Consider the following 24,368-nt stretch of genomic DNA (forward strand, 5'->3'; position numbering starts at 1 on the left):
GACGCGCGCACCCACCCCCGCCCCCTCCCTTGCAGGGAGGGGCGAAGAACAATGACCGCCGCCGACCCCATCCGCCGCTGCATCCTGATCGGCGACCGCGCGCCGCGCGCCGCGTTGGTGCGCCTCGCGCTGTCGCCCGACGGCCATGTCTTGCCCGATGTCCGCGCCAAGGCCCCCGGCCGCGGTGCGTGGATCGGCGTGACCAAGGCCGAGCTCGAAACCGCGATGGCCAAGGGCAAGCTCAAGGGCGCGCTCGCCCGCGCGTTCAAGACCGGCCCGGTGCTCATCCCCGACGACCTGCCCGCGCTGATCGAAGCCGCACTCGAACGCGCTGCGCTCGACCGGCTGGGCCTCGAATCCCGCTCCGGCGGGCTGCTGATCGGCACCGAAAGGATCGAGACAGCCGCCCGTTCCGGCAAGCTTCACCTGCTGCTCCACGCCGCCGATGCGGGCGAGGACGGCAACCGCAAGCTCGACCAGGCCTGGCGCGTCGGAAAGGACGAGGAAGGCAGCGGGCTCAGGGGGTTGGCGCTGCCGGTATCACGCACCATATTGGCCGTGGCACTAGGACGGCAGAATGTGGTACATGTTGGCCTGACTGATCCCGATGCGGCGAAGCGGGTGGGCGAAGCGCTCCATCGCTGGCTGCATTTTATCGGCCCTGACCCGAGTACAGCGCCTTGCGAAACGGTCTCGCAGGGCGCAACGCCGTTTGAAACACAGCCGACGGATGGTGGCGCGTCCGATACGGCCGAAGATTGATCTACGAGGAATTTGAGTGAGCGATACCGACAACGAAAAGCCGAAACTGGGCATGCGCGCGCCGCTGGGGCTGAAGCGCACGGTCGAGACGGGCAAGGTGAAGCAGAGCTTCAGCCATGGCCGTTCCAACACCGTGGTCGTGGAAGTGAAGAGCCGGCGTGTCCTGCGGCGCCCCGGCGAGCCGGAAGCGCCCGTGGTCGAGGAAGCACCGGCGCCAGCGCCCGTCGCCGCCGCCCCGGTGCGCGCGCCCGAGCCGCCACGTCCGGCGCCCGTCTCGCCCGCCAATTCGCTGCTGTCGCGCCAGGAGTTGCAGACCAAGCTGCTCCGCGAGGCCGACGAGGCGCGGATGAACGCGCTCGAGGAAACCCGCCGCCGCGAAGAGCGTGATCGTCTCGAGGCAGCCGAGGAAGAGCGCCGCCGCGCCGAGGAAAATCGCCGCGCCGGCGACGCGCCGGATTCGCCCGCCGCCCCCGAGCAGCCTGCCCCCGCGCCCGCACCGGCCCCTGTCGAAGCAGCGGCTCCCGAAGCGACCGCGGCGCCCGTAGCGGCAGCGGCACCTGCCGCGGCGCCTCCGGCCCCCGCGCTCGTTGCACCCGCAGCCCCGCCGCAGCCAATCACCGTTTCGCTCGATCCGAGCATGCCAGCGCCGCGCCGCTTCACGCCGGTTGCGCGCCCCGAGCGTCCGCGCCCGGCGCCTGCTCCCGTGGCGGCAGCACCCGCCGCGACGACCGCAACGCCAGCCGCCTCACCTGCCGGCGCGCCAAAGCGCCCCGGTCCGGTCAGCGCCGCGCCGAGCAATGACGGCCCCGGCCGTCCGCAGCAGCGCGACCGCAAGGGCGATGACCGCCGCACCGCCGGCAAGCTGACCGTCAACCGCGCCCTGGGCGACGGCGACGGCGCGCGTGCCCGTTCGCTCGCGGCGCTCAAGCGTGCCCGCGAGAAGGAACATCGCCGGATGGGTGGCCCGCGCGAGGCGCAGGCCAAGCAGATCCGCGACGTCGTCGTTCCCGAGGCGATCACCGTCCAGGAACTCGCCAACCGCATGGCGGAAAAGGGTGCCGACCTGGTCAAGGCGCTGTTCAAGATGGGCATGCCCGTCACGATCAACGCGACGATCGACCAGGACACCGCCGAGCTGCTGGTGACCGAATTCGGCCACAACATCACGCGCGTCAGCGATTCGGACATCGATCTCGCGAACGACACGCACGAGGAAGAGGACGGCGCGGCCGTGCCGCGCCCTCCGGTCGTGACGATCATGGGCCATGTCGATCACGGCAAGACCTCGCTGCTCGACGCGCTCCGCGGCACCGATGTGGTAAAGGGCGAAGCCGGCGGCATCACGCAGCATATCGGCGCCTATCAGGTCACCCTGAAGGACAAGTCGAAGATCACCTTCCTCGACACGCCGGGCCATGAGGCGTTCACCGAAATGCGCGCGCGCGGCGCCAACGTCACGGATATCGTGGTGCTGGTCGTGGCGGCCGATGACGGCCTGAAGCCCCAGACGATCGAGGCGATCAACCACACCAAGGCGGCCGGCGTGCCGATGATCGTGGCGATCAACAAGGTCGACAAGCCCGACGCCAACCCGCAAAAGGTCCGCGAGGCACTGCTTCAGTATGAAGTCGTGGTCGAGGAGATGTCGGGCGACGTCCAGGACGTCGAGGTTTCGGCGCTCAAGAAGACCGGTCTCGACGAGCTGATCGAGAAGATCCAGCTCCAGGCCGAACTGCTCGAGCTGAAGGCGAATCCGGACCGCGATGCCGAGGGCACCGTGATCGAGGCGAAGCTCGACAAGGGCCGCGGCCCGGTCGCGACCGTCCTCGTCAACCGCGGCACGCTCAAGGTCGGCGACGTGTTCGTCGTCGGCGCCGAGAGCGGCAAGGTCCGCGCGATGACCAACGACAAGGGCCAGCAGATCAAGGAAGCCGGCCCGTCCATGCCGGTCGAAGTGCTCGGCCTGTCCGGCGTGCCGCGCGCGGGCGATCAGCTGACCGTGGTCGAGAACGAGGCGCGTGCCCGCGAAGTCGCGGAATATCGCCAGAGCGTGATTACCAGCAAGCGCACGACCTCTGCCCCCGCCAGCCTGGAGAGCATGTTCTCAGCGCTGAAGGACAAGCAGGCGATCGAATATCCGCTCGTCGTCAAGGCCGATACGCAAGGCTCGGTCGAAGCGATCGTCAGCTCGATCAACAAGATCTCCACGGACGACATCAAGGCCCGGGTGCTGCACTCGGGTGTCGGCGGCATCACCGAGAGCGACGTCACCCTGGCGGGTGCGTCGGGCGCGCCGATCATCGGCTTCAACGTCCGCGCCAATGCCAAGGCACGCGAGATCGCCGAGCGTCAGAAAGTCGCGTTGAAATATTATGACGTGATCTACGACCTGATCGACGACATCCGCGCCGGCATGGCGGGCGAGCTTGGCCCCGAGGCGTTCGAAACGGTCGTCGGCCGCGCCGAAATCCGCGAGGTCTTCTCGGCGGGCAAGCATGGCCGCGCCGCCGGTCTGCTGGTGGTCGAGGGCTATATCCGCAAGGCGCTCAAGGCCCGCATCACGCGCGACGACGTCATCATCTACAATGGCGAGATCGCGTCGCTGCGGCGCTTCAAGGACGACGTGGCCGAAGTTCGTGCGGGTCTGGAGTGCGGCGTGACCTTCGCCAGCCACACCGACATCAAGCCCGGCGACTTCCTCGAAACCTATGAAGTCGAGCTGCGCGAACGGACGCTGTAAGATGCGAATGATGCAGACCGGCACGGCGCTGGCCCTCGGGCTCGCGCTGGCCGGCTGCGGCGAGCCGACGATCGAATGGCAGCGCGCGATATCGCGCGACGGCCAGTATATCGCGACCGCCGAATATGATGCGCCGGTGCTCGATCGGAAGGACACTTATGTGTTCCTGCAATCGGGCCGGCCGTTCACGCGCGAGGCGGTGTATCAGAGCCCTCAGCACGATTGCGTCGTGCTGCGCTGGACGGGGCCGCGCGCACTGACGATCAGCCATCTGTCCGGCGTGCCGACACTGCGCAAGCCGGAATGGAAGCCGCGCTGGGGTGGAGAGCCGGTCAAGATCAGCTACCGCGATTTCAGCCTGATCGGGCTGGCGCTGCCCCCCGAATGTATGGTGATGAAATGAGACCCGCCGAAACCCCCGAGACACGCTCCGTCCGCCTGCTTCGCGTCGGCGAGCAGGTGCGCCATACGCTGGCCGATATCCTCGCGCGCGGCGACGTGCATGACGAGACCCTGGCGAAGCATGTCGTGACCGTCACCGAGGTCCGCATGTCGCCCGACCTGCGCCACGCCACCGTCTTCATCAAGCCGTTGCTCGGCAAGGACGAGGAAGCGGTGCTGAAGGCACTGCGCACCAACACCGCCTATCTCCAGCGCGAGGTCGCGGCGCGGGTGAACACGCGTTATGCGGCCAAGCTGAAGTTCATCGCCGACGAAAGCTTCGACGAGGGCAGCCATATCGACAAGCTGCTGCGCGATCCGCATGTCGCGCGCGATCTCGAGCAGGGCGAGGACGAGGCCTGATCAGATCGCCGGCCGGTCTTTGGCCTGACGGATCAGCAGCGTACAGCTGAGCCACAGGATCGCGGCCGCCGAGAGGCCGACCACGCCCATGCGCTCATTCCCGGGTAGCAGGAGCGCGCCCAGGCCGAGAACGATCAGCGCGGCGCCGGTCGCATAATAAAGAGGCACCGGGATACCGCGCGCCAGGGGCAGGAAATGCAGCCCGACGATGATGGCGATCACCGGCACGACAGCATCGCGCGCGCCGATATTCTGACAAATGGTGACCGCAACGAAGATCGCCACGCCTTCAACCGCGCTCCAGATCCCGACGAGCCGCCCGACATGGCCGCCCTGCGCGGCGGGCTCGCCGGCAGCGCGACGTCCCCACACGAGCAGCGTGCCGGAAATCGCCGCGGGAATCACCAGCGCCGCCCAGGGCAGGCCTTCTCCCGCCGCGCCCACAACGAACCAGATCGCAGCAAAGATTGTGAGAACCCAGATACCGCCGCGCATCGAAAACGCTCCTGAATCAGGGGCGCCAGTCTAGCATCCGGTGCCGCACCGTCCATCGGGATCGACGGTATTCGTTGCCGTCTACATGCCCGGCGCTATATTCTGATCCATGAAGGCCCAAATTCGTCTCTCTTCTCGGGGTAGAATCACGATTCCCAAGACCAATCGAGAGGAGCTTGGCTGGGCCGCCGGCACGAAAGTGATGTGGATCCGTCACCCCGACGGCTCGATCGAAGCGCGACACGCAGGGCTTTCGGGAAGCGGTGCATGACCGGCCTGCGGTGGGCCTGCTAGATGGCGAAGCTCTATTTCTACTACGCCTCGATGAATGCCGGGAAATCGACCACTCTGCTCCAGGCCGATTTCAACTATCGCGAGCGCGGCATGCGCACCCTGCTGTTCACCGCGGCGATCGATGATCGGTTCGCGGCGGGAACCGTCACCTCGCGGATCGGGCTGGGGGCGGATGCGATCGCGTTCGACCGCGACACGGATCTCGCCGCGATCGTGGTGCGTGACGGCAAGGCGCCGCCCGCCTGCGTGCTGGTCGACGAGGCGCAATTCCTCACCGCGGCGCAGGTCGACCAGCTCGCCAGTCTTGCCGATTTCCACGGGGTGCCGGTGCTAGCTTACGGCCTGCGCACCGATTTCCAGGGGCAATTGTTCGAAGGGTCGGCGCGGCTGCTCGCGATCGCGGATTCGCTGATCGAGATAAAGTCGGTCTGCGCCTGCGGGCGCAAGGCAACGATGAACATGCGCGTCGATGCGGAGGGGAATGCGATCCGCGAGGGCGCGCAGACCGAGATCGGCGGCAATGACCGTTATGTCGCGATGTGCCGGCGACACTTCATCGAGCGTACAGCCGGACTGGCGTAAACAACGCCCACTCCGGGTCCCGAGTCGAGGAATCGCCATGTTCAACCGCACCCTGCTTGCCCTGCCCCTTGCGGCGCTGTGTGCCGCCGCTGCGGTTGCGCAAACCACGCCGCCCGAGACCGGCAAGCCCGCCTCAATTCCGTTCGTGCAGTTCGATGGAATCCAGGACTTCCAGCCAGACGGCGACCGCGCGATCTATCTCCAGGATCGCGGCCGCAAATGGTATCATGCGACCATTCTCGGCCCCTGCCTCGGCCTGTCCTTCGCGACCAGGATCGGGGTGAAGACCAGCGGATCGAACTCGCTCGATCGCTATGGCTCGCTGCTGGTCGATGGCCAGGAATGCCGGATCGACGAGCTGGCGACGAGCGGCCCGCCGCCGAAAAAGGCGAAGAAGCCGAAGAAGGGCTGAGGGCCACGCTGGCGCATACCCGGTCGCGTCCCTAGATGCAGGCGATGGACATTCCCAACATCCTCTATTCGGCCGCGGTCTGGATCATCCCCCTGACCATCGCGATCGTGCTGCACGAGGTATCGCATGGCTGGGTCGCCAATGCGCTCGGCGATCCGACCGCGAAGCGGCTCGGGCGCCTGTCGGTCAACCCGATCACGCATGTCGATCCGGTCGGCACGATCCTGCTGCCGCTGTCGCTCGCCATCGCCAACCTGCCGGTGTTCGGCTGGGCGAAGCCGGTGCCGGTGGTGGCGAGCCGGTTGCGCAATCCGCGCATCCACATGATGCTGGTCGCGCTGGCCGGTCCAGGCATGAATATCGCGCTCGCGCTACTCGGTACCGTCGCCATCGCGATCTTCATGGCATTCTGGCCGGGCGGTACGCCAACCGGTGCGAGCGCCTTTCTGTCCGAGAATCTGATCAATTTCGTGATGATCAACGTGTTCCTGGCGATCTTCAACCTGCTGCCGATCCCGCCATTCGATGGCGGTCACGTCGTGCAGGGCCTGCTGCCCCGCCCCCTCGCGGCGCAGTATGCGCGGATCGGCCGTTATGGCTTCCTGCTGCTGATCTTCCTGCTCGTCATCCTGCCGATGATCGCGCCGAACGCGAATATCGTCGGGCGCCTGATCGGCCCGCCGGCCTGGGCGGTGATCAGTTTTTTGCTCGGGTCCGCCGGCCTGTCGGTCTGATCCGGTGCATGGCTGGATCATTCTCGACAAGCCGCTCGGGCTCGGCTCGACTCAGGGCGTGTCGGCGGTCAAGCGCGCGCTTCGCGCCGGCGGCTATGGCAAGCTGAAGGTCGGCCATGGCGGCACGCTCGACCCGTTGGCGACGGGGGTGCTGCCGATCGCGATCGGCGAAGCGACCAAGCTCGCCGGGCGCATGCTCGACAGCGACAAGGTTTATGACTTCACGATTCGCTTCGGGGTGCAGACTGACACGCTCGACCTGGAGGGCGCGGAGATCGCCTGGTCGGAGGTACGGCCGACACTGGCGGCGCTCGAGGCAGTGCTGCCCCGCTTCACCGGCCCGATCGAACAGGTGCCGCCGGCCTATTCGGCGCTGAAGGTCGACGGGCAGCGTGCCTATGATCTGGCGCGGGCGGGCGAGGAGGTGGTGCTGGCGAGCCGGTCAGTGACGATCCACAGTCTAAGCTCCTCCGGGGAGGAGCCAAGGGAGGAAGTTGAAGAGGCCACCCTCACCGCCCATGTCTCGAAGGGCACCTATATCCGCAGCCTCGCGCGCGACATCGCGCTGGCGCTCGGCACGGTCGGGCATGTCACCATGCTCCGCCGCGTGAAGGCCGGCCCGTTCACCCTGGCGGACTCGATATCGCTGGACAAACTGGACGAACTCGGCCATGGGCGCGCCCTTGAAGACAAACTCCTGCCCTTGAGGGCGGGGCTGGACGACATCCCGGCTCTCTCCCTCACCCCCGATCAGGCAGGGCTGCTCCGACAGGGGCGGGTGTTGATCGGGATCGCCGCAGACGATGGCCTCCACTTCGCGATATCGGACGATGTTCCGGTCGCTCTGGTGGAAGTTCTGGACCGCGAGGTCCGCGTCGTTCGCGGTTTCAACCTCTAAGCGAAAGGATCACGATGTCGATCACTCAGGAGCGCAAGGAAGCGCTCGTCAAGGACCATGCCCGCGCCGAAGGCGATACGGGTTCCCCCGAAGTTCAGGTCGCGATCCTCACGGAGCGAATCCGCAACCTGACCGAGCACTTCAAGGACCACAAGAAGGACAATCATTCGCGCCGCGGGCTGCTGATGATGGTCAACAAGCGTCGGTCGCTGCTCGATTATCTCCGTCACAAGGACGGTCAGCGTTACACCGATCTCATCGCGAAGCTCGGCCTTCGCAAGTAAGAAACCGGCGCCCTCGGGCGCCGTTTTCATATTCCAGATAAACCCCGCCATGTGCGGGGCCGCCAGCTCATCGACGAGACTGGACCCCATCAAGGGGACACAGGACAGGATGCAATTCGGCTGATTGTCCGGAGGCCGTGAAAGACCTCAAACCGCGCGGGCCGGTCAAGCCCGCACATAGGCCCCGGCACGCATTTGGCGGCCGGAGTTGAAGGAAATAAAATGTTCGATACCAAAACCGTAAGCATCCAGTGGGGCGGCAAGACCCTCACGCTGGAAACGGGCCGCGTTGCCCGCCAGGCCAATGGCGCCGTCATCGCGACGCTCGGCGAAACCGTCGTGTTGTGCGCGGTCACCGCCGCACGCTCCGTCAAGGAAGGGCAGGATTTCTTCCCGCTCACCGTCCACTACCAGGAAAAATTCTCGGCTTCGGGCCGCATCCCCGGCGGCTTCTTCAAGCGTGAGCGCGGCGCCACCGAAAAGGAGACGCTGACCAGCCGCCTGATCGATCGCCCGATCCGCCCGCTGTTCCCGGAAGGCTTTTACAACGAGATCAACGTCATCGCCCAGGTGCTGAGCTATGACGGCGAGAACGAGCCGGACATCCTCGCGATGGTCGCCGCCTCGGCCGCCCTCACCATCTCCGGCGTGCCCTTCATGGGCCCGATCGGCGCAGCGCGCGTCGGCTATGTCGATGGCGAGTATATCCTGAACCCGACGCTCGAGCAGACCAAGGAAGGCGATCTCGACCTCGTCGTCGCCGCCACCGGTGGCGCCGTGATGATGGTCGAATCCGAAGCCAAGGAACTGTCGGAAGACGTGATGCTCGGCGCCGTGCAGTTCGCCCACAAGGCGTGCCGCGAAGCCGTCAACGCGATCATCGATCTCGCCGAGCAGGCCGCCAAGGAGCCTTGGGAAATGGCCGAGCAGGCCGACCTGACGGCCGCCAAGGACAAGCTGAAGAAGCTGATCGGCAAGGACATCGCCGCCGCCTACAAGGTGACCGACAAGTCCAAGCGTTCGGACCTGCTGAACGAGGCCCGCGCCAAGGGCAAGGCGGCGTTCGCCGACGCGACCCCGCAGGACCAGATGGCCGCCGGCAAGCTGATGAAGAAGCTGGAAGCCGAGATCGTCCGCGGCGCCATCCTCAAGGACGGCCAGCGCATCGACGGCCGCACCACCACCCAGATCCGTCCGATCGAGGCGATGGTGCACTTCCTCCCGCGCACGCACGGCTCGGCCCTGTTCACGCGCGGCGAGACTCAGTCGATCTGCACCACCACGCTCGGCACGCGCGACGCCGAGCAAATGATCGACGGCCTGACCGGCCTGTCCTACGAGCATTTCATGCTGCACTATAACTTCCCGCCCTATTCGGTCGGTGAAGTCGGCCGCTTCGGCGCGCCGGGCCGTCGCGAAGTCGGCCATGGCAAGCTCGCCTGGCGCGCGCTGCATCCGGTGCTGCCGTCGAAGGAAGAATTCCCCTACACGATCCGCGTCCTCTCCGACATCACCGAGTCGAACGGCTCGTCGTCGATGGCGACGGTGTGCGGCGGTTCGCTGTCGATGATGGACGCAGGCGTGCCGCTGAAGCGCCCGGTCTCGGGCATCGCGATGGGCCTGATCCTGGAAGGCAAGGACTTCGCCGTCCTGTCCGACATCCTGGGCGACGAGGATCACCTCGGCGACATGGATTTCAAGGTGGCGGGTACGTCCGAGGGCATCACCACGATGCAGATGGACATCAAGATCGCCGGCATCACCGAAGAGATCATGCGCGTCGCGCTGAACCAGGCCAAGGAAGGCCGCGCGCACATCCTGGGCGAGATGGCCAAGGCGCTCGACCATACCCGTGAGGAGCTGTCGGCGCACGCACCGCGCATCGAGACGATCACGATCGACAAGTCGAAGATCCGTGACGTCATCGGCACCGGCGGCAAGGTGATCCGCGAGATCGTCGCCACCACCGGCGCGAAGGTCGACATCGACGATGAGGGCGTGATCAAGGTCAGCTCGTCGGATTCGGCGCAGATCGACGCCGCGATCGCCTGGATCAAGGGCATCGTCGAGGAAGCCGAAGTCGGCAAGATCTATGACGGCAAGGTCGTCAACCTGGTCGATTTCGGTGCGTTCGTGAACTTCATGGGCGGCAAGGACGGTCTCGTCCACGTCTCGGAGATCAAGAACGAGCGCGTCGAGAAGGTTGCCGACGTTCTCAGCGAAGGCCAGGCCGTGAAGGTCAAGGTTCTCGAGATCGATCCGCGCGGCAAGGTCCGCCTGTCGATGCGCGTCGTCGATCAGGAGACCGGTGCCGAGCTGGAAGACACCCGTCCCGCCCGCGAGCCCCGCGAAGGCGGTGATCGCGGCGATCGTGGCCCCCGCGGCCCGCGCCGTGACGGCGACGGCGGCCGTGGCCCGCGTGGCGACGGCGGTGGCCGTGGCGACCGTGGCCCGCGTCGTGATGGTGACGGCGGCCGTGGTCCTCGTCGCGATGGCGGCGGTGCGCGGGACGAGGGCCGCGGCCCGCGCCGCGAGCGCAGCGAAGGCGGCAATGACGACGGCCCCGCGCCCGAGTTCGCACCAGCCTTCCTGACCGGCGACCGCGACTAAGCGATCCCGGTTCCGCAAGGACAAATGAAGAGGGGCTCGGGAAACCGGGCCCCTTTTTTTTGATGAAGGATGGCGCCAGCCCACCCGCAACCGTCACCTCGGACTCGTTCCGGGGTCCATCGTTCCGCAAGCGGACCGTATTCGACGCAATGCTGCGCCCAGCCGCGGAATGGATGCCGGAACAAGTCCGGCATGACGGTGTGGCTCAAACCATCGTCATCGCCCGCACCGGCCTCGGCCGCCGGTCCTGCCCCACGGCCACGAACGCGAACTCCGCCTCGGTCACCTTGTTCGCCTCTTCCGAATGCCGGTCGCGCGCCCAGGCTTCGACCCGGACCCGCATCGACGTCCGCCCCACCTTGATCAGCCGGGCCAACACCGACACCTCGTCGCCGACGAAGACCGGGCGGTGGAAGGCCATGCCCTCCACCGCGATCGTCACTGCCCGGCCGCCCGCGTGACGCGAGGCGACCGAGGAAGCGGCGAGGTCCATCTGGCTCATCAGCCAGCCGCCGAAGATATCGCCATAGACATTGGCGTCGGCCGGCACCGCCGTCACGCGGACGGCGGGCTGCTCGTCCGGCATCGTTTCGAGCGGGGTCTCAGGCCGCGTCATAGGCACCCCGCACGCGCATGCGCTGCGCCGCCGCGACCATCGCGATCAGCGCGGGGCGGACTTCCTCCCATTTACGCGTCTTGAGCCCGCAATCGGGGTTCACCCATAGCTGCTCGGCCGGCAGGCGCTTGCCCGCGAGCGTCAGCAGCCCGGTCATCTCCGCTTCGGCGGGGATGCGCGGTGCATGGATGTCGTACACCCCCGGCCCGATCTCGTTGGGATAGGCATAATCGGCAAAGGCATCGAGCAGCTCCATCTGCGACCGGGCGGTCTCGATCGAGATGACGTCGGCGTCCATCGCGCCGATCGAGGGCAGGATGTCGTTGAACTCCGAATAGCACATATGGGTGTGGATCTGGGTGTCGTCGCGCACGCCCGATGCGGTCAGGCGGAAGCATTCGACCGCCCAGTCGAGATAGGCCTGCCAGTCGGCGCGGCGCAGCGGTAGCCCTTCGCGCAGGGCCGCCTCGTCGATCTGGATCACCGCCGCGCCGGCCGCCTCCAGGTCGATCACCTCGTCGCGGATCGCCAGCGCGATTTCGCGGCAGCTCTGCGAGCGTGGCTGGTCGTCGCGCACGAACGACCAGTTGAGGCTCGTGACCGGCCCGGTCAGCATGCCCTTCATCGGCTTGCTCGTCAGCGACTGGGCATAACGCCACCACTCGACCGTCATCGGCTTCGGCCGCGCGACATCGCCGTACAGGATCGGCGGCCGCACGCAGCGCGAGCCATAGCTCTGCACCCAGGCGCTGCGGGTGAAAGCGAAGCCGGAAAGCTGCTCGCCGAAATACTGCACCATGTCGTTGCGCTCGAACTCGCCATGCACCAGCACGTCGAGGCCGATCTTCTCCTGCCACTCGACCGTCGCGGCGGTCTCGATGCGCAGGAACTGTTCATAGGCCAGGTCGTCGATCTCGCCCTTGATGTGCGCGGCGCGCGCCTTGCGCACCTCGGGCGTCTGCGGGAAGGAGCCGATCGTCGTGGTCGGGAAGCTCGGCAGGCCGAGCCGCCCCTGTTGCGCCACGCGGCGATCCGCGAAGGGCGAGGTGCGCCGGGTCATGTCGAGATCGACCGCCGCCAGCCGCGCCGCGACCGCGGGATTGTGGATCAGCGGCGAGGCCTTGCGCGACTCGACCGCCGCCCGGGCCAGCGCCAGCGGCTCGGCGACCTTGTCCGCGCCCTGGTTGAGCGCCTGGGCCAGCACCGACAATTCGCCGATCTTCTGCGCCGCGAACGCCAGCCACTGCTTCACCTCCGGGTCGAGCGCGGTCTCGATCGCGAGATCGGCCGGCACGTGCAGCAGCGAGCAGGACGGCGCGAGCACCAGGTTGCGCTCGGCCGCGACGGGCGCAATCCGCTCGATCAACGCATCGAGATCGGCCCGCCAGACGTTCCGCCCGTCGATCACGCCGAGCGACAGCAGCAGGTCGGGCCGGGCACGCTGCCACACCGGCTCGAGCTGCTCCGGCGCACGGACCAGATCGATATGGAGCCCGTGCACCGGCAGGTCGGTCGCCAGTTCCAGATTGTCGCCGAGCGCGCCGAAATAGGTCGCGAGCATCACCTTCGGCCCGTTCACTGACAGGCGCCTGTACGCTTGCTTCAGCGCCGCGCGCTGATCGTCGTCGAGGTCGAGCACCAGGCAGGGTTCGTCGATCTGCACCCAGTCGGCACCGGCGCGCGCGAGCTGCGCCAGCACATCCTCATAGACCGGCAGTACCGCCTCGAGCAGCGACAGCGGGGCGACGTCCTTGCCCTTGGCGAGCGTCAGCCAGGTCACCGGGCCGAACAGCACCGGCCGCGTATGGTATCCGAGTGCCTTGGCCTCGAGGAATTCGTCGACTGCCTTGCTCGACGACAGCGCGAATTGCTGTCCTGCGCTCAGTTCCGGCACCATGTAATGATAGTTGGTGTCGAACCATTTGGTCATTTCCTGCGCGGTGCTGTCCAGCCCATGCGCGCAGCCTTCGTGACCCTTCGCGCTCTGCGCACCACGCGCCATGGCGAAATAAGTGTCGAGGCCGACCCTGCCACCGTTCCAGCCATAGCGCGCCGGCACCGCGCCGAGCATCGCGGAGGTATCGAGCACATGGTCGTAGAGCGAGAAGTCGCCGCTGGGGATGATGTCGGCGCCCAACGCCCTTTGCCGCGCCCAGGCAGCGGCGCGCAAGCCCTGTGCCGCGAGCGACAGAGCGTCGGCATCCGACTTGCCCGACCAGAAGCTTTCGAGCGCGAACTTCAACTCGCGGCGCGGGCCGATACGGGGGAAACCGAGGGTTGCGACTGAGATGGTCATCGTCTTGGCCTTGCGTTGGGCAAGGTGAGGCCGGACGCACGGCAACGAGCACGCGCCCTAATGACAAGCCGGGGCGCGGTGTTGCACGCGGCCTGACCGGGCACCCCGCCGGAGGACGTTATCTGACGAGGCAGGTCTCCTGGCTCGCGGGTCAATGCGACGATCCGGCCTTCCCGGTCCCTTGTCCGGACCAGTGACGCAAAATGGACCGCCGCTCACCGCTCACAGTTGCGGGGGCAGCGCCGGAATAAGCCCAAGGGCCGCACCGGCTTCCCGTCTTAGCTCCGATCGGGCAACCGGGCGAAGAACCTCGACCATCACAGGATAGATGTTACGACCAGCGCGTCAAGCATCATATAAAGAATTCTTTATATGATGCATTCAGTGCCGAGCGGCACATGGACGCGGCCACGCCGAGCCTCCATAAGCTCGCAAAATCAGCCGGAGCCAGAACCCATGTCCTTCTCCCTTTACGATGCCGTCGTACCGTCCAACCTCCAGATCCTGGGCGCGGTCGATGCGCTGGTCGACAAGGCGGCGGCGTTCTGCGCCGAACAGGGCAGGATGGAAGCGGAGCTGATCGACACCCGCCTCGCACCGGACATGCTGCCCTTCGGCTACCAGGTGAAATCCTGCGCCGCCCATTCGGTCGGCGGGATCGAGGGGGTCCGGGCCGGCAGCTTCTCGCCCGACCGGTCGGCCTGGCCGACGGACTTTGCCGGCCTGCACGACACCCTGCAGACGGCGGTCAGCAGCCTGAAGGCGCTTGATCGCGACGCGTTCGATGCCCTGGCGGACTGCGATACGCAGTTCGCCTTCGGGGAAACCATCATGCCCTTCACGGGCGCGAACTTCCTGCTCTCCTTCTCGCAGCCAAACTTCTATTTCCACGCGACGACGGCCTATGCGATCCTGCGCGCGCAAGGCGTGAAGCTGGGCAAACGCGATTTCATGGGAACGCCGCGTATCAAGCGGTAGGGCGTGACGAAGGTCTGGCCTGACCTCGTCGTTATCGGCGTCTCGCGCTTTATGCGTCGAGGTGGCGCAGATCACCGCCGCGCGTCTCGCGCCCGAACCAGGCGACCAGGCCAAGCGCGACCACCGCCGGCGCCATGATGATGACCGCCGCCAGTCCCATGGACGGGATCAGCGCGGCGATGCTCAGCCCTTGCGCGAACAGCCCGCCGGCCTTGGTGCAGGCGGCGACCCATCCGGTCGCCCGCCCGCGCACGCGCAACGGGAAGCTCTCGGCGGTATAGGGCAGCAGGATGGCGAGGATGCCGTTCGACCCGACGATCAGCAGCGCGACAGGCAGCACCGGGCTGCCCGTTCCCGCCAGCTCCAGCCTGAGCACGCCGAGCAACCCGGCCAGCGTCACGCCGATCATGGTGACGAGCGACCATTTGGTGCTCCAGCGGCTGTACATCAGCGCCGCCAGGAACACGGTCGGGAAAGCGATCAGCGAACTTTCCGCCAGCAGCCGGCTCGACACCGCGACTGAATAGCCCTTGGCGACGAGATCGGCCGGCAGCCACAGCAACAGGCCGAAATTGATCAGGCCCCAGGTCAGCGCGGCCACGGTCAGCGCGGTGAGCTTGCCGATCATCCGCCTGCCCGTCAGCGGCCCGTGGTTGACCCCGGTCGTCGCCGGCGGCGGCCCGCGCCGCACGGTTGCCCCGAAACGCCGCATCACCGCTTCGGCTTCCACCTTGCGCCCACGCGCGAGCAGGAACTTGGCCGATTCAGGGATGAGCGCGCCCAGCAGAATGAGGCTGAGCCCGGTCGGCAGGTTTGCCAGCCACAATATGCGCCAGCCGAAGATCGGCTGCAGCACCGCCGAGAGCCCGCTTGCCGCGAAATAGCCCCCGACCGCGCCAAGTCCGCCGACCAGCACCAGGCTCCAGCCGCGATGCCGGTTGGGCATCATCTCGGCAAGCAGGGCATAGGTGACGGGCAACATGCCGCCCGCCGCCGCGCCCATCATGAAACACATGCCGATATTCCAGGCGAGCGACGGCATCGCGCCGCAGATCGAGGTGCCGACGAACATCACCGCCGAGAGCAGGATCGAGGCCTTGCGCCCATAGATATCGGCGATCACGCCCCACACCACCGACCCGACCACGGTGCCCATCAGCGCGAAGAACGGCACCAGCGACACGGTCGATCGCGGCACATGATATTCGCCGATCATGCCGGGCACGGTGAAGCCGAGCGAGGCCGGCTTCATCACATCGATGATCAGCGCGACGACCAGCACGATCATCAGCCGCCAATGCGCCCAGCCGAGCGCGGCATCCTCGGGCGCGGCGATGGTGATGTCCTCGGCCGCCGCGCGCTGTGCCGCGAGATTGCGCGGCAGCAGGCCATAGGCCGCGACGATCACGCCCCCGACGATCAGGAACATGCCGAAGATCATGCCCGAATCCATCGGCATGCCGGCAAGGTGATAGCTCATGTCCTTCGCCATCAGGAACATCGGGATATGGAGCAGCACGCCTGCCGTGACCGCCGCGCAGCCAAGGATGAACGCCCACAGGGCCTGGCGATCGGACAGACTGTTCATACGTGTTGCCATGCGACATCCCCACTTCGCCGCTTGTCGTCGCGGCGCCCCGGGCAATCGATACCGCTATCATCGCGGGCTGGCCATGCCCGACACGACGGGCGTCAGCCCTCGTCGCGCACGCGCTCGTGATGACGGATTACTTCGTCGATGATGAAGCGCAGGAATTTCTCGGAGAAATCGGGATCGAGATCGGCCTGTTTGGCCAGCCCGCGCAGCCGCGTGATCTGCGCATCCTCGCGGCTCGGGTCCGCAGGCGGGAGCCCGGCGGTCGCCTTGTAGCGGCCGACCGCCTGAGTCACCTTGAACCGCTCGGCAAGCAGGAAGACCAGAGCCGCGTCGATATTGTCGATGCTCTGGCGATAGCCGCTGAGCGTTTCGTCGGTCACCTTGCCGTCCTCACCAGTTCGCCCGGCCTTTTGCGGACGTCGCGCACGACGCGCAACCCCGAAAGGCGGGCGTTAACCCCGCAAAGGCTTGCCTTTACCCGGTCATACGGCCACATCGCACGCACCATGAGCGCCACGATCCACCGCCTCGATGCCCAGCGCCAGCCGTCGCTAGAACCGATGGTGCAGCTTGTCGCCGGCGATCTCAATCTCGTCAACGCGGTGATCCTGTCGCGGATGCAGTCCGAGATCCCGCTGATTCCGGAGCTGGCCGGGCATCTCATCGCCGGCGGCGGCAAGCGCATGCGCCCGATGCTGACGCTCGCGAGCGCGCGCCTGCTGGGCTATACCGGCGCGCGGCACCACCGCCTCGCCGCGGCGGTCGAGTTCATCCACACCGCCACCTTGCTGCACGACGATGTGGTCGACGGGTCCGATCTGCGCCGCGGCAAGCGCACCGCCAATCTGATCTGGGGCAATCCGGCGAGCGTCTTGGTCGGCGACTTCCTGTTCAGCCGCTCGTTCGAGCTGATGGTCGAGGACGGCAGCCTCAAGGTGCTGAAGATTCTGTCGGGCGCCAGCGCGATCATCGCCGAGGGAGAAGTCAATCAGCTCACCGCCGCGCGCCGCATCGATATCGGCGAGGAGCGCTATCTCGACATCATCGGCGCGAAGACCGCCGCCCTGTTCGCCGCCGCCTGCCGCATCGCGGCCGTGGTGGCCGAACGGCCCGAGGCCGAGGAAATGGCGCTGGACGCTTATGGCCGCAATCTCGGCATCGCCTTCCAGCTGGTCGACGACGCGATCGACTATGTCTCGGACGCGGGCACGATGGGCAAGGACGCCGGCGACGATTTCCGCGAGGGCAAATCCACCTTGCCCGTCATCCTCGCTTATGCGCGCGGCAGCGCCGAGGACCGCATATTCTGGAAAGCGGCGATCGAGGGGCATCGCTCCAGCGACGAGGATTTCGCGCACGCCGTCTCGCTGATCCGCTCGACGCGCGCGGTCGACGACACGCTCGCCCGGGCGCGCCACTATGGCCAGCGCGCGATCGACGCGATCGGCGGCTTCGCGCCGAGCCAGGCCAAGGCGGCGATGGTCGAAGCGGTCGAATTCGCGGTGGCGCGGGCCTACTGAGACGGCGGATTGCCCACACGCCGTTCGTGTCGAGAGAGACCGGGCTTGTCGAGGGCTCGTATCGAGACGTGGTTGGAGCGCGTGACGCCTGTCCCTCGATACGCCATCTCGACAAGCTGGATGGCACTCGGGACGAACGGCAGCGGGAACCGGCCTGAATCAGTGCCGGTACGTTTCCACCGCGGGCGCGCAGGGCAGCGGATCGCTTTCGCTGCCGATGATCTCCACCTGCAGCGTCGCGTGGCCGATGTCGAAGCGATGCTTCAGCATGTCCTGCGCCTCGCCCAGAAACGCGTCGCCGGGGTGACCATCGGGCATCACCAGATGCGCGGTCAGGACCGTCTCGGTCGTGCTCATCGGCCAGATATGGACGTGATGGACCCGTGCCACGCCCGGCAGGGTGCGCAGCGACATGCGAACCTTGTCGTAATCGATCCCGCGCGGCACCGCGCCGAGCGACATCTCGACCGATTCGCGCAGCAGACCCCAGGTCTGCCAGAAGATCAACGCAGCGATCGCGATGCTGACGATCGGGTCGATCCACAACTCGCCCGTCCACAGGATGGCGAGCCCGGCCAATACCACGCCCGCCGAAACCGCAGCGTCCGCCGCCATGTGCAGGAAGGCGCCGCGGATGTTGATGTCGTTCTTGCTTCCCCGCACGAACAGCAAGGCGGTCGCGACGTTCACCACGATGCCGATCGCGGCGACGATCGCGACGGTGCCGCCCTCGACCGGTGCCGGCGCCGCCATGCGCTGCGCCGCCGCCAGCACGATCGCGCCGAGCGCGACGAGCAGCAACAGTGCGTTGGTCAGCGCGGCGAGGATCGTCGTGCCCTTGAGCCCATAGGTGAAGCGCTTCGTCGCTGCCTTGCGGCCCAGCGCCACCGCGCCCCAGGCGACCGCCAGCCCGAGCACGTCGGACAGATTGTGACCGGCATCTGCGAGCAGCGCGACCGAGTCGGCGACAAAGCCGAACGCTGCCTCGGTGACGACGAAACCCAGATTGAGTGCGATACCGATCGCAAAGGCGCGGTCATGGCCCGAAGCGGGCGCATGGGAATGGCCATGATGCCCATGACCATGACTGTGGCCCTGTCCATGGGAGTGCCCGTGCGAATGGCCGTGATGATGGCTATGATCGGCCACGCGATTCTCCGTCTATTGTCAGGGGCGTACCATCGCTTGCCCGCGATATGCTAGGACATCGAGAATGAGCGACGAGATCGAGACAGTCACCTTGTGGCGCCCTGTCGGGCCGCATGAGCTCGCCCTGATCGAGGAAACGGGTTTCAGCGCTTTTCCTCCGCGCCTGCCCGAACAGCCGATCTTCTATCCGGTGCTGACCGAAGCCTATGCCGTGAAGATCGCGCGCGACTGGAACGTCAAGGCGAGCGGATCGGGCTATGTCACGCGTTTCGAGGTGCGGAAGGACTATCTCGACGCGCATGCCGCGCAGGAAGCGGGCGGTCGCGCGCATCTGGAATATTGGATTCCAGCCGAAGATTTGCCCGCGATCGTCGGTGAGATCGTCGTGACGCAGGAATTCCGCTGACTTCCCTCCCGATCCACGCCGTACTGCCCGACCTGCTCGCCGCGTTGCAGGTCGGGTCGAACGCCGTGCTCGTCGCGCCCCCCGGCGCGGGCAAGACGACGGCGGTGGCGCCTGCGTTGCTCGGCGAGGACTGGTGCACCGGCGAGGTCCTGCTGTTGTCGCCGCGGCGCCTGGCCGCGCGGGCGGCGGGCGAGCGGATGGCGGCGCTGGCGGGCGAGCCGATCGGCAAGACCTTCGGCTACGCCACCCGGATGGATTCGAAACGATCGGTCGAGACGCGCGTTACGGTCGTCACCGAGGGAATCTTCGTCAACCGAATCCAGGCCGATCCCGAACTCGCGGGCGTCTCGGCGGTGCTGTTCGACGAAGTGCATGAGCGCAGCCTCGACAGCGATTTCGGCCTGGCGCTGGCGCTCGACGCGCAAAGCGCGCTCCGACCCGACCTGCGCATCGTCGCCATGTCGGCGACGCTCGACGGCGCACGCTTCTCCGTATTGATGGGCGGCGCGCCGGTGATCGAGAGCGAAGGGCGCAGCCATCCCCTCACGCTCCGCCATATCGGCCGCGCGGCCGAAGCGCGGATCGAGGATTCGGTCGCGGGCGCGATCAGGCTGGCGTTACGCGAGGAGACGGGCGGCATCCTCGCCTTCCTGCCCGGCGTGGCCGAGATCGAGCGCACCGCCGAACGGATCGAGGGACTCGGCGGCGATATCGTCCTGCACCGGCTGCACGGCAGTCTCGACCCAGCCGCCCAGCGTGCCGCGATCGCGCCCGATCCGCAGGGACGGCGCAAGATCGTGCTCGCCACTTCGATCGCCGAGACCAGCCTGACGCTCGACGGCATCTCCGTGGTGGTCGATTCAGGGCTCGCCCGCCGCCCGCGCTACGACCGCGCGGCGGGCATGACGCGACTCGTCACCGAGCGCGCAAGCCAGGCCGCCGTGACTCAGCGCGCCGGCCGCGCCGCGCGGCAGATGCCGGGCGTGGCCTATCGGCTGTGGGAGGAAGCGGCGACCGCCGGCCTGCCGCGCTTCGATCCACCCGAGATATTGGAGGCCGATCTGTCGGCGCTGACGCTCGACTGCGCGCTGTGGGGCGTGGCCGATCCGCGCACCCTCGCCTGGCTCGATCCGCCACCCGCCGCCGCGATCGACGAGGCGCGCAGCCGCCTGACCGTGCTGGAGGCGATCGATCCGGACGGCAGGCCGACGCCGCACGGCAAGGCGATCGCCCGGCTGCCGCTGCCGCCAAGGCTCGGCCACATGCTGGTGCGCGCGGGCGAGATTGGGCTGGCGGCAACCGCCGCTGATGTCGCGGTGCTGCTCGGCGAGCGTGGACTCGGCGGGAACGATGTGGACCTGGAGAGCCGCCTCAGGCGCTGGCGAACGGAACGTGGGCCACGGGCGGAGGGCGGACGCAAACTGGCAAAACGCTGGGCCTCTCTTGCTCCCCTCCCGCTTGCGGGAGGGGATGGGGGTGGGCACCCGACCTCCACGACCGCACCGCTGCCGGATCGCGGTACGGGAGACGAAGTCGCAGTCGCCATCGCCCTCGCCTTCCCCGATCGCATCGCCAAGCGCCGCGACGCCAGCGGCGAGACCTGGGCCTCGGCCGGGGGTCGCGGGTTCAAGCTCGACCCCACCTCCTCGCTCGCCCGCAACGAATGGCTCGCCGTCGCCGAGACCCAGGGCATGGCCTCGGGGGCGCGTATCCTCTCCGCCGCGCCGATCGACCTCGCCACAGTCGAATCGCTGTTCGGCAAGCGCATCGAAACAAGGCGCAGCGTGCGCTTCGATGCGGCGACCGGCGGCGTGCAGGCGCTGCGTGAGCGCCGGCTCGGCGCCATCCGCCTGTCGAGCGGGCCCGACGCCAACGCCGATCCGGAAGAAATCGCCACAGCCCTGCTGGAAGGCGTACGGACTGTCGGCCTGTCGCTCCTGCCCTGGAGTGAAGCGGCGCAGGCCCTGCTCGACCGCATCGCCTTCATCCGAGAGGCGGGCGCCCCGGTGGACGAGATTGACGAAGCGCATCTGCTCGCCCGCGCCGACGAGTGGCTCACGCCATTGCTCGTCGGGAAACGCCGCCTCGACGCGCTCGACGCTGGCGCGCTGGCCGAATCGCTGCGCGCGGTGATCGGCTGGGATACGCTCCGCACCCTCGACTCCTTGGCGCCGACGCATTTCCATTCGCCCGCCGGCACCAGCCACCCGATCGACTATGCCGCTGAGGGCGGCCCCCGGGTCGAGCTCCGCCCTCAGCAATTGTTCGGCCTCGCCACTCACCCGACCGTGGCGGGCGGCCGCGTGCCGCTGGTGCTGAGCCTCACATCGCCCGCCGGTCGGCCGATCCAGACGACGCGCGACCTGCCCGGCTTCTGGTCCGGAAGCTGGGCCGCGGTCGCCAGGGAGATGCGCGGGCGCTACCCCCGCCATCCCTGGCCCGACGATCCTGCCGGGGCCGCCCCCACCACGCGGACGAAAAATGCGGATGCACGCCGCGCGCAACCGCGATAGAGGGCGCAGGAGAGTTTCGAGGACAAGACCATGGCCACCGCCCGCATCTACCAGCGCCCCAAGAACGCGATGCAGTCGGGCCGCGCGCGCACTGACGCGTGGCTGCTCGAATTCGCGCCCGCCGAGGCGAAGCGTCCCGACCCGCTGACGGGCTGGGCCGGTTCCGGCGACACGCGCGAACAGGTGCGGCTCGGCTTCCCGACTCAGGAAGCGGCGATCGCCTATGCCGAGCGGGAGGGCCTGGCCTTCACCCTGATCGCGGCACCCGAGCGCAAGCTCAAGCTTCAGGCCTATGCCGACAATTTTCGGTGACGCCCAAATCGGTGGTGCGGCGCTGGATCGCCGCCTTCAATAATGCCGATGTCGACGCGCTGGCCGCCCTTTACCGGCCGGATGCGACCAACCACCAGGTGGCGCTGGAGCCCGTCCATGGCCGCGACGCGATACGCGCGATGTTCGACCGCGAATTCGCCACCGCGACGATGGAATGCATCCCCGAGAATCTGTTCGAGGATGGCGAATGGGCGATCCTCGAATGGCGCGACCCGAACGGCCTGCGCGGCTGCGGCTTCTTCCATGTGATCGACGGCCATATAGCGCTCCAGCGCGGCTATTGGGATCGGCTGAGCTTCGAGGCGGCGCAGAGGAAGGGCTGACACCCCTCCTTCCCGGCACGCTCACCCCAGGATCGACGGACTCAGCAGCAGCAGCAGGCGCACGTCGATCGCCACGCCCTCGGCACGTTTGGCCGCGACGAAATCAACTATACCGTCAAGCGGCACGCGGTGGACGGTGATGTCCTCGTCGGCCTGGCCGCCGCCGTCGCTCACCCTGGTCAGATCGGTGGCCCGCACCAGGGTAAAGCCTTCCGAGACCATGCCGGGCGAGGACTGGAAATAGCCGATCGTCTCGACTTGGGCCGGACGATAGCCGGTTTCCTCCTCCAGCTCGCGCGCGGCAGACGCCTCGGGCGCTTCGCCTTCCTCCTCGTCGCCGACCAGACCGGCGGGGAGCTCCAGGCTGCGCCTGCCGAGCGGCACGCGGTATTGCTCGACCAGGATCACCTCGCCGTCATCGATCGCCAGGATCACCGCCGCCTGGATACCACGCGCCCGGGAAACATATTCCCAGGTGCCCTCCTTCTTCACGACGATATATTTGCCTGCCCAGACCGTTTCGGCGGGTTCCGTCATAGTTCGATCAGCCTGTCCGGGAGTTCGTTGCGGTCGGTTTCGGTCTTGGGGAAATTCTCGGACAGGATCACGCCGATCTGCGCGACCGCCGCCGCCATGCCCAGGGCCGGTCGCCCGAGCCGCACTTCGTCGACCAGCGCCGCCATCGCGTCGCCCCAGCGTTCGGCCGGGACGGCATGGTGGATCGCCTCGTCAGCGACGATCTCGGCCATGCGCTCGTCGAGCGACAGATAGAGCAGGATACCGACTCGCGCCTGCGTGCGGCGTTCCGCACCGACCTTGAAATACTGGATCGCCCGCCGCCGCACCCGCCGCGCGCGCGTCGCACGCGGCGTGAGCGCGAGGCGGAGCGGGACCCAGGCCAGCGCGAAACGGAAGACCAGGAAGGCGATCGTCTGGGCGATCAGCACCGCGAAGAGCAGGCCGCGCGGGTCGGACTCGGCGCCCCAGCCGTTCGACGACCAGCCGAGCTTCGCCTCCAGCGCGACGGGGTTGATCGCGGCGAGCGCGACCACGAACAGCGTCGCCGCGATGGCATAATGCAGCGCGACGTCGTGATACTGGTCGGACCGTTCGCTGACGATCGTCACGATCTCGCCATCGGTGCCATCCTCCGCGCGCGACACCGCTTCGCCGACGAGCGCGTGATCCGCCGCGCTGAGTTGCGTGACCCGCGCCATCACCAGCCCCCCGAGGCGCCACCGCCCCCAAAGGAGCCGCCACCGCCGGAAAAGCCGCCACCGCCGCCACCGCCGCCCCAGCTGGAGCCGCCGCCGCTGCTCCATCCACTGCCCCAACTACTTCCCGATCCGCCGCCAAGGCCGGGGCCCCACAGAATGACCGGCGCGTGACCGCGGCGATACCGCTTGCCGCCCGCCCCGCGCCGAAGGCGGGACAGGACGATGAAGGCAACGACGATGATCCAGAAGATCACCACGAAGGGAATGCCGACATCCTTCGACGGCTTGGGCTTGGTAGTGACCAGCGACGCGCCTCGTGCCTCCGCGGCTTCGAGCGGGAGCTTCATCTGCTCGGCGATGGCATCCGCCCCGGCGATGATGCCGCCCGGCATGTCGCCCGCCTTGAACTTCGGCAGGATCGTGTCGTTGATGATCAGGCTCGACAGCGCGTCGGTCATGATCGGCTCCAGGCCGTACCCGACCTCGATCCGCACCTTGCGCTCCTGGGGCGCGACCAGCAGGATGATGCCGTTATTGGCCCCTCCCTGCCCGATCTTCCAGGCACGGCCGAGCCGATAGCCGAAATCCTCGATCGGATAGCCCTGGAGATCGGGAACGGTCGCCACGACGAACTGTCGCGACGACGTTTTTTCGATCCCTTCGGCCAATTGCGTGAGCTGGGCCTCCTGCTCCGGCGAGAGCAGGTCGGCGGCATCGACCACCCGGCCCGACAGCGGCGGGAAGGTCTGGGCCTGGGCGGCCTGAACGCCGCACAGCATCAGCCCCATGACGAGCATCAAACGAA

26 protein-coding genes and 1 riboswitch are annotated in these 24,368 nt (G+C 67.4%); of the genes, 17 read left to right on the forward strand and 9 right to left on the reverse strand.

The features are described from left to right. The first annotated feature begins 51 nt into the window (after positions 1 to 51). Genes AC1DX5_RS23420 through rbfA form a run of 4 tightly spaced genes read left to right on the forward strand, consistent with a single transcriptional unit; the run spans position 52 to position 4,306 of the window. Positions 52 to 762, forward strand: a complete 711-nt coding sequence (locus AC1DX5_RS23420) for a DUF448 domain-containing protein (RefSeq protein ID WP_478017687.1) — start codon at positions 52 to 54, stop codon at positions 760 to 762. A gap of 16 nt (positions 763 to 778) precedes the next feature. Continuing rightward, entirely contained in the window at positions 779 to 3,502 is a 2,724-nt protein-coding gene (infB, locus tag AC1DX5_RS23425) for a translation initiation factor IF-2 (RefSeq protein WP_478017690.1), read from the forward strand. A gap of 1 nt (position 3,503) precedes the next feature. Next, positions 3,504 to 3,905, forward strand: a complete 402-nt coding sequence (locus AC1DX5_RS23430; protein WP_465171672.1) for a hypothetical protein — start codon at positions 3,504 to 3,506, stop codon at positions 3,903 to 3,905. After that, complete coding sequence (gene rbfA, locus AC1DX5_RS23435; RefSeq protein ID WP_478017692.1) at positions 3,902 to 4,306, forward strand: 30S ribosome-binding factor RbfA; 405 nt, start codon at positions 3,902 to 3,904, stop codon at positions 4,304 to 4,306. Before AC1DX5_RS23430 ends, rbfA begins: the two co-directional genes overlap by 4 nt. On the opposite strand, the gene AC1DX5_RS23440 is transcribed toward rbfA, so the two are convergent. Further along, positions 4,307 to 4,801 (reverse strand): DUF7010 family protein, encoded by a 495-nt coding sequence (locus AC1DX5_RS23440; RefSeq protein ID WP_478017694.1) that lies wholly within the window; start codon positions 4,799 to 4,801, stop codon positions 4,307 to 4,309. It lies immediately after the preceding gene. Positions 4,802 to 4,910: 109 nt separating this feature from the next. Between AC1DX5_RS23440 and AC1DX5_RS23445 the strand changes: the two genes are divergently transcribed. The 7 genes from AC1DX5_RS23445 to pnp all read left to right on the forward strand — a co-directional run bounded on the left by AC1DX5_RS23445 (position 4,911) and on the right by pnp (position 10,615). Continuing rightward, positions 4,911 to 5,072, forward strand: a complete 162-nt coding sequence (locus AC1DX5_RS23445; RefSeq protein WP_465171669.1) for an AbrB/MazE/SpoVT family DNA-binding domain-containing protein — start codon at positions 4,911 to 4,913, stop codon at positions 5,070 to 5,072. Between the two features lie 23 nt (positions 5,073 to 5,095). Further along, complete coding sequence (locus AC1DX5_RS23450) at positions 5,096 to 5,677, forward strand: thymidine kinase (protein WP_465171668.1); 582 nt, start codon at positions 5,096 to 5,098, stop codon at positions 5,675 to 5,677. A 37-nt stretch (positions 5,678 to 5,714) separates the two neighbouring features. After that, a complete protein-coding gene (locus tag AC1DX5_RS23455; protein ID WP_465175551.1) occupies positions 5,715 to 6,089 on the forward strand; it encodes a DUF6491 family protein in 375 nt (124 codons plus the stop codon). A gap of 44 nt (positions 6,090 to 6,133) precedes the next feature. After that, positions 6,134 to 6,823 carry a site-2 protease family protein gene (locus AC1DX5_RS23460; protein WP_465175550.1) on the forward strand — a complete coding sequence of 230 codons (690 nt, stop codon included), beginning with the start codon at positions 6,134 to 6,136 and terminating at the stop codon, positions 6,821 to 6,823. Positions 6,824 to 6,827: 4 nt separating this feature from the next. After that, positions 6,828 to 7,721: a tRNA pseudouridine(55) synthase TruB gene (gene truB / locus AC1DX5_RS23465; RefSeq protein WP_465175549.1), complete on the forward strand. Its 894-nt coding sequence runs from the start codon at positions 6,828 to 6,830 to the stop codon at positions 7,719 to 7,721. A gap of 14 nt (positions 7,722 to 7,735) precedes the next feature. Continuing rightward, positions 7,736 to 8,005 (forward strand): 30S ribosomal protein S15, encoded by a 270-nt coding sequence (gene rpsO / locus AC1DX5_RS23470; RefSeq protein WP_465171664.1) that lies wholly within the window; start codon positions 7,736 to 7,738, stop codon positions 8,003 to 8,005. A 222-nt stretch (positions 8,006 to 8,227) separates the two neighbouring features. Further along, the gene (gene pnp, locus AC1DX5_RS23475) at positions 8,228 to 10,615 is read left to right on the forward strand and encodes a polyribonucleotide nucleotidyltransferase (RefSeq protein ID WP_478017697.1); all 2,388 of its coding nucleotides are present in this window, start codon (positions 8,228 to 8,230) and stop codon (positions 10,613 to 10,615) included. Between the two features lie 205 nt (positions 10,616 to 10,820). On the opposite strand, the gene AC1DX5_RS23480 is transcribed toward pnp, so the two are convergent. Continuing rightward, positions 10,821 to 11,231: an acyl-CoA thioesterase gene (locus AC1DX5_RS23480; RefSeq protein ID WP_478017699.1), complete on the reverse strand. Its 411-nt coding sequence runs from the start codon at positions 11,229 to 11,231 to the stop codon at positions 10,821 to 10,823. Further along, the gene (metE, locus tag AC1DX5_RS23485) at positions 11,218 to 13,527 is read right to left on the reverse strand and encodes a 5-methyltetrahydropteroyltriglutamate--homocysteine S-methyltransferase (RefSeq protein ID WP_478017702.1); all 2,310 of its coding nucleotides are present in this window, start codon (positions 13,525 to 13,527) and stop codon (positions 11,218 to 11,220) included. Before metE ends, AC1DX5_RS23480 begins: the two co-directional genes overlap by 14 nt. A gap of 112 nt (positions 13,528 to 13,639) precedes the next feature. Further along, positions 13,640 to 13,855: riboswitch (cobalamin riboswitch) on the reverse strand. Positions 13,856 to 13,983: 128 nt separating this feature from the next. On the opposite strand from metE, the gene AC1DX5_RS23490 reads away from it, so the two are divergent. After that, positions 13,984 to 14,505 carry a DUF1993 domain-containing protein gene (locus tag AC1DX5_RS23490; RefSeq protein ID WP_478017705.1) on the forward strand — a complete coding sequence of 174 codons (522 nt, stop codon included), beginning with the start codon at positions 13,984 to 13,986 and terminating at the stop codon, positions 14,503 to 14,505. Positions 14,506 to 14,554: 49 nt separating this feature from the next. On the opposite strand, the gene AC1DX5_RS23495 is transcribed toward AC1DX5_RS23490, so the two are convergent. Both AC1DX5_RS23495 and AC1DX5_RS23500 read right to left on the reverse strand, forming a co-directional pair. Then, on the reverse strand, positions 14,555 to 16,105 hold the full coding sequence (locus tag AC1DX5_RS23495; RefSeq protein WP_478017707.1) for an MFS transporter: 1,551 nt from the start codon (positions 16,103 to 16,105) through the stop codon (positions 14,555 to 14,557). 92 nt (positions 16,106 to 16,197) lie between these two features. Next, positions 16,198 to 16,482 carry a chorismate mutase gene (locus AC1DX5_RS23500; RefSeq protein ID WP_465171658.1) on the reverse strand — a complete coding sequence of 95 codons (285 nt, stop codon included), beginning with the start codon at positions 16,480 to 16,482 and terminating at the stop codon, positions 16,198 to 16,200. A 126-nt stretch (positions 16,483 to 16,608) separates the two neighbouring features. Here AC1DX5_RS23500 and AC1DX5_RS23505 point away from each other — a divergent pair, with 126 nt between their 5' ends. Next, the gene (locus AC1DX5_RS23505) at positions 16,609 to 17,622 is read left to right on the forward strand and encodes a polyprenyl synthetase family protein (protein ID WP_465171657.1); all 1,014 of its coding nucleotides are present in this window, start codon (positions 16,609 to 16,611) and stop codon (positions 17,620 to 17,622) included. A 159-nt stretch (positions 17,623 to 17,781) separates the two neighbouring features. On the opposite strand, the gene AC1DX5_RS23510 is transcribed toward AC1DX5_RS23505, so the two are convergent. Then, on the reverse strand, positions 17,782 to 18,771 hold the full coding sequence (locus AC1DX5_RS23510; protein ID WP_478017708.1) for a cation diffusion facilitator family transporter: 990 nt from the start codon (positions 18,769 to 18,771) through the stop codon (positions 17,782 to 17,784). A gap of 64 nt (positions 18,772 to 18,835) precedes the next feature. Here AC1DX5_RS23510 and AC1DX5_RS23515 point away from each other — a divergent pair, with 64 nt between their 5' ends. The 4 genes from AC1DX5_RS23515 to AC1DX5_RS23530 are packed head-to-tail and all read left to right on the forward strand — an operon-like array spanning position 18,836 to position 22,346. Then, positions 18,836 to 19,177, forward strand: a complete 342-nt coding sequence (locus AC1DX5_RS23515; RefSeq protein ID WP_478017710.1) for a hypothetical protein — start codon at positions 18,836 to 18,838, stop codon at positions 19,175 to 19,177. After that, positions 19,174 to 21,690, forward strand: a complete 2,517-nt coding sequence (gene hrpB, locus AC1DX5_RS23520) for an ATP-dependent helicase HrpB (protein WP_478017718.1) — start codon at positions 19,174 to 19,176, stop codon at positions 21,688 to 21,690. The genes AC1DX5_RS23515 and hrpB overlap by 4 nt, the downstream gene beginning before the upstream one ends. 30 nt (positions 21,691 to 21,720) lie before the next feature. Then, positions 21,721 to 22,002 carry an ETC complex I subunit gene (locus AC1DX5_RS23525; protein ID WP_465171654.1) on the forward strand — a complete coding sequence of 94 codons (282 nt, stop codon included), beginning with the start codon at positions 21,721 to 21,723 and terminating at the stop codon, positions 22,000 to 22,002. Then, the gene (locus AC1DX5_RS23530; protein WP_465171653.1) at positions 21,999 to 22,346 is read left to right on the forward strand and encodes a nuclear transport factor 2 family protein; all 348 of its coding nucleotides are present in this window, start codon (positions 21,999 to 22,001) and stop codon (positions 22,344 to 22,346) included. The genes AC1DX5_RS23525 and AC1DX5_RS23530 overlap by 4 nt, the downstream gene beginning before the upstream one ends. A gap of 21 nt (positions 22,347 to 22,367) precedes the next feature. Here the strand turns inward: AC1DX5_RS23530 and AC1DX5_RS23535 are convergent, their stop codons facing one another. From AC1DX5_RS23535 to AC1DX5_RS23545, 3 genes are read right to left on the reverse strand one after another with little or no spacing between them, the layout of a single operon-like run. Then, the gene (locus AC1DX5_RS23535; RefSeq protein WP_465171652.1) at positions 22,368 to 22,883 is read right to left on the reverse strand and encodes an NUDIX hydrolase; all 516 of its coding nucleotides are present in this window, start codon (positions 22,881 to 22,883) and stop codon (positions 22,368 to 22,370) included. Next, positions 22,880 to 23,563, reverse strand: a complete 684-nt coding sequence (locus AC1DX5_RS23540) for a TPM domain-containing protein (RefSeq protein WP_465171651.1) — start codon at positions 23,561 to 23,563, stop codon at positions 22,880 to 22,882. The genes AC1DX5_RS23535 and AC1DX5_RS23540 overlap by 4 nt, the downstream gene beginning before the upstream one ends. Beyond that, entirely contained in the window at positions 23,563 to 24,360 is a 798-nt protein-coding gene (locus AC1DX5_RS23545; protein ID WP_465174038.1) for a TPM domain-containing protein, read from the reverse strand. Before AC1DX5_RS23545 ends, AC1DX5_RS23540 begins: the two co-directional genes overlap by 1 nt. Positions 24,361 to 24,368: the final 8 nt, after the last annotated feature.

Source organism: Sphingomonas sp. P2_B6, assembly GCF_056404755.1.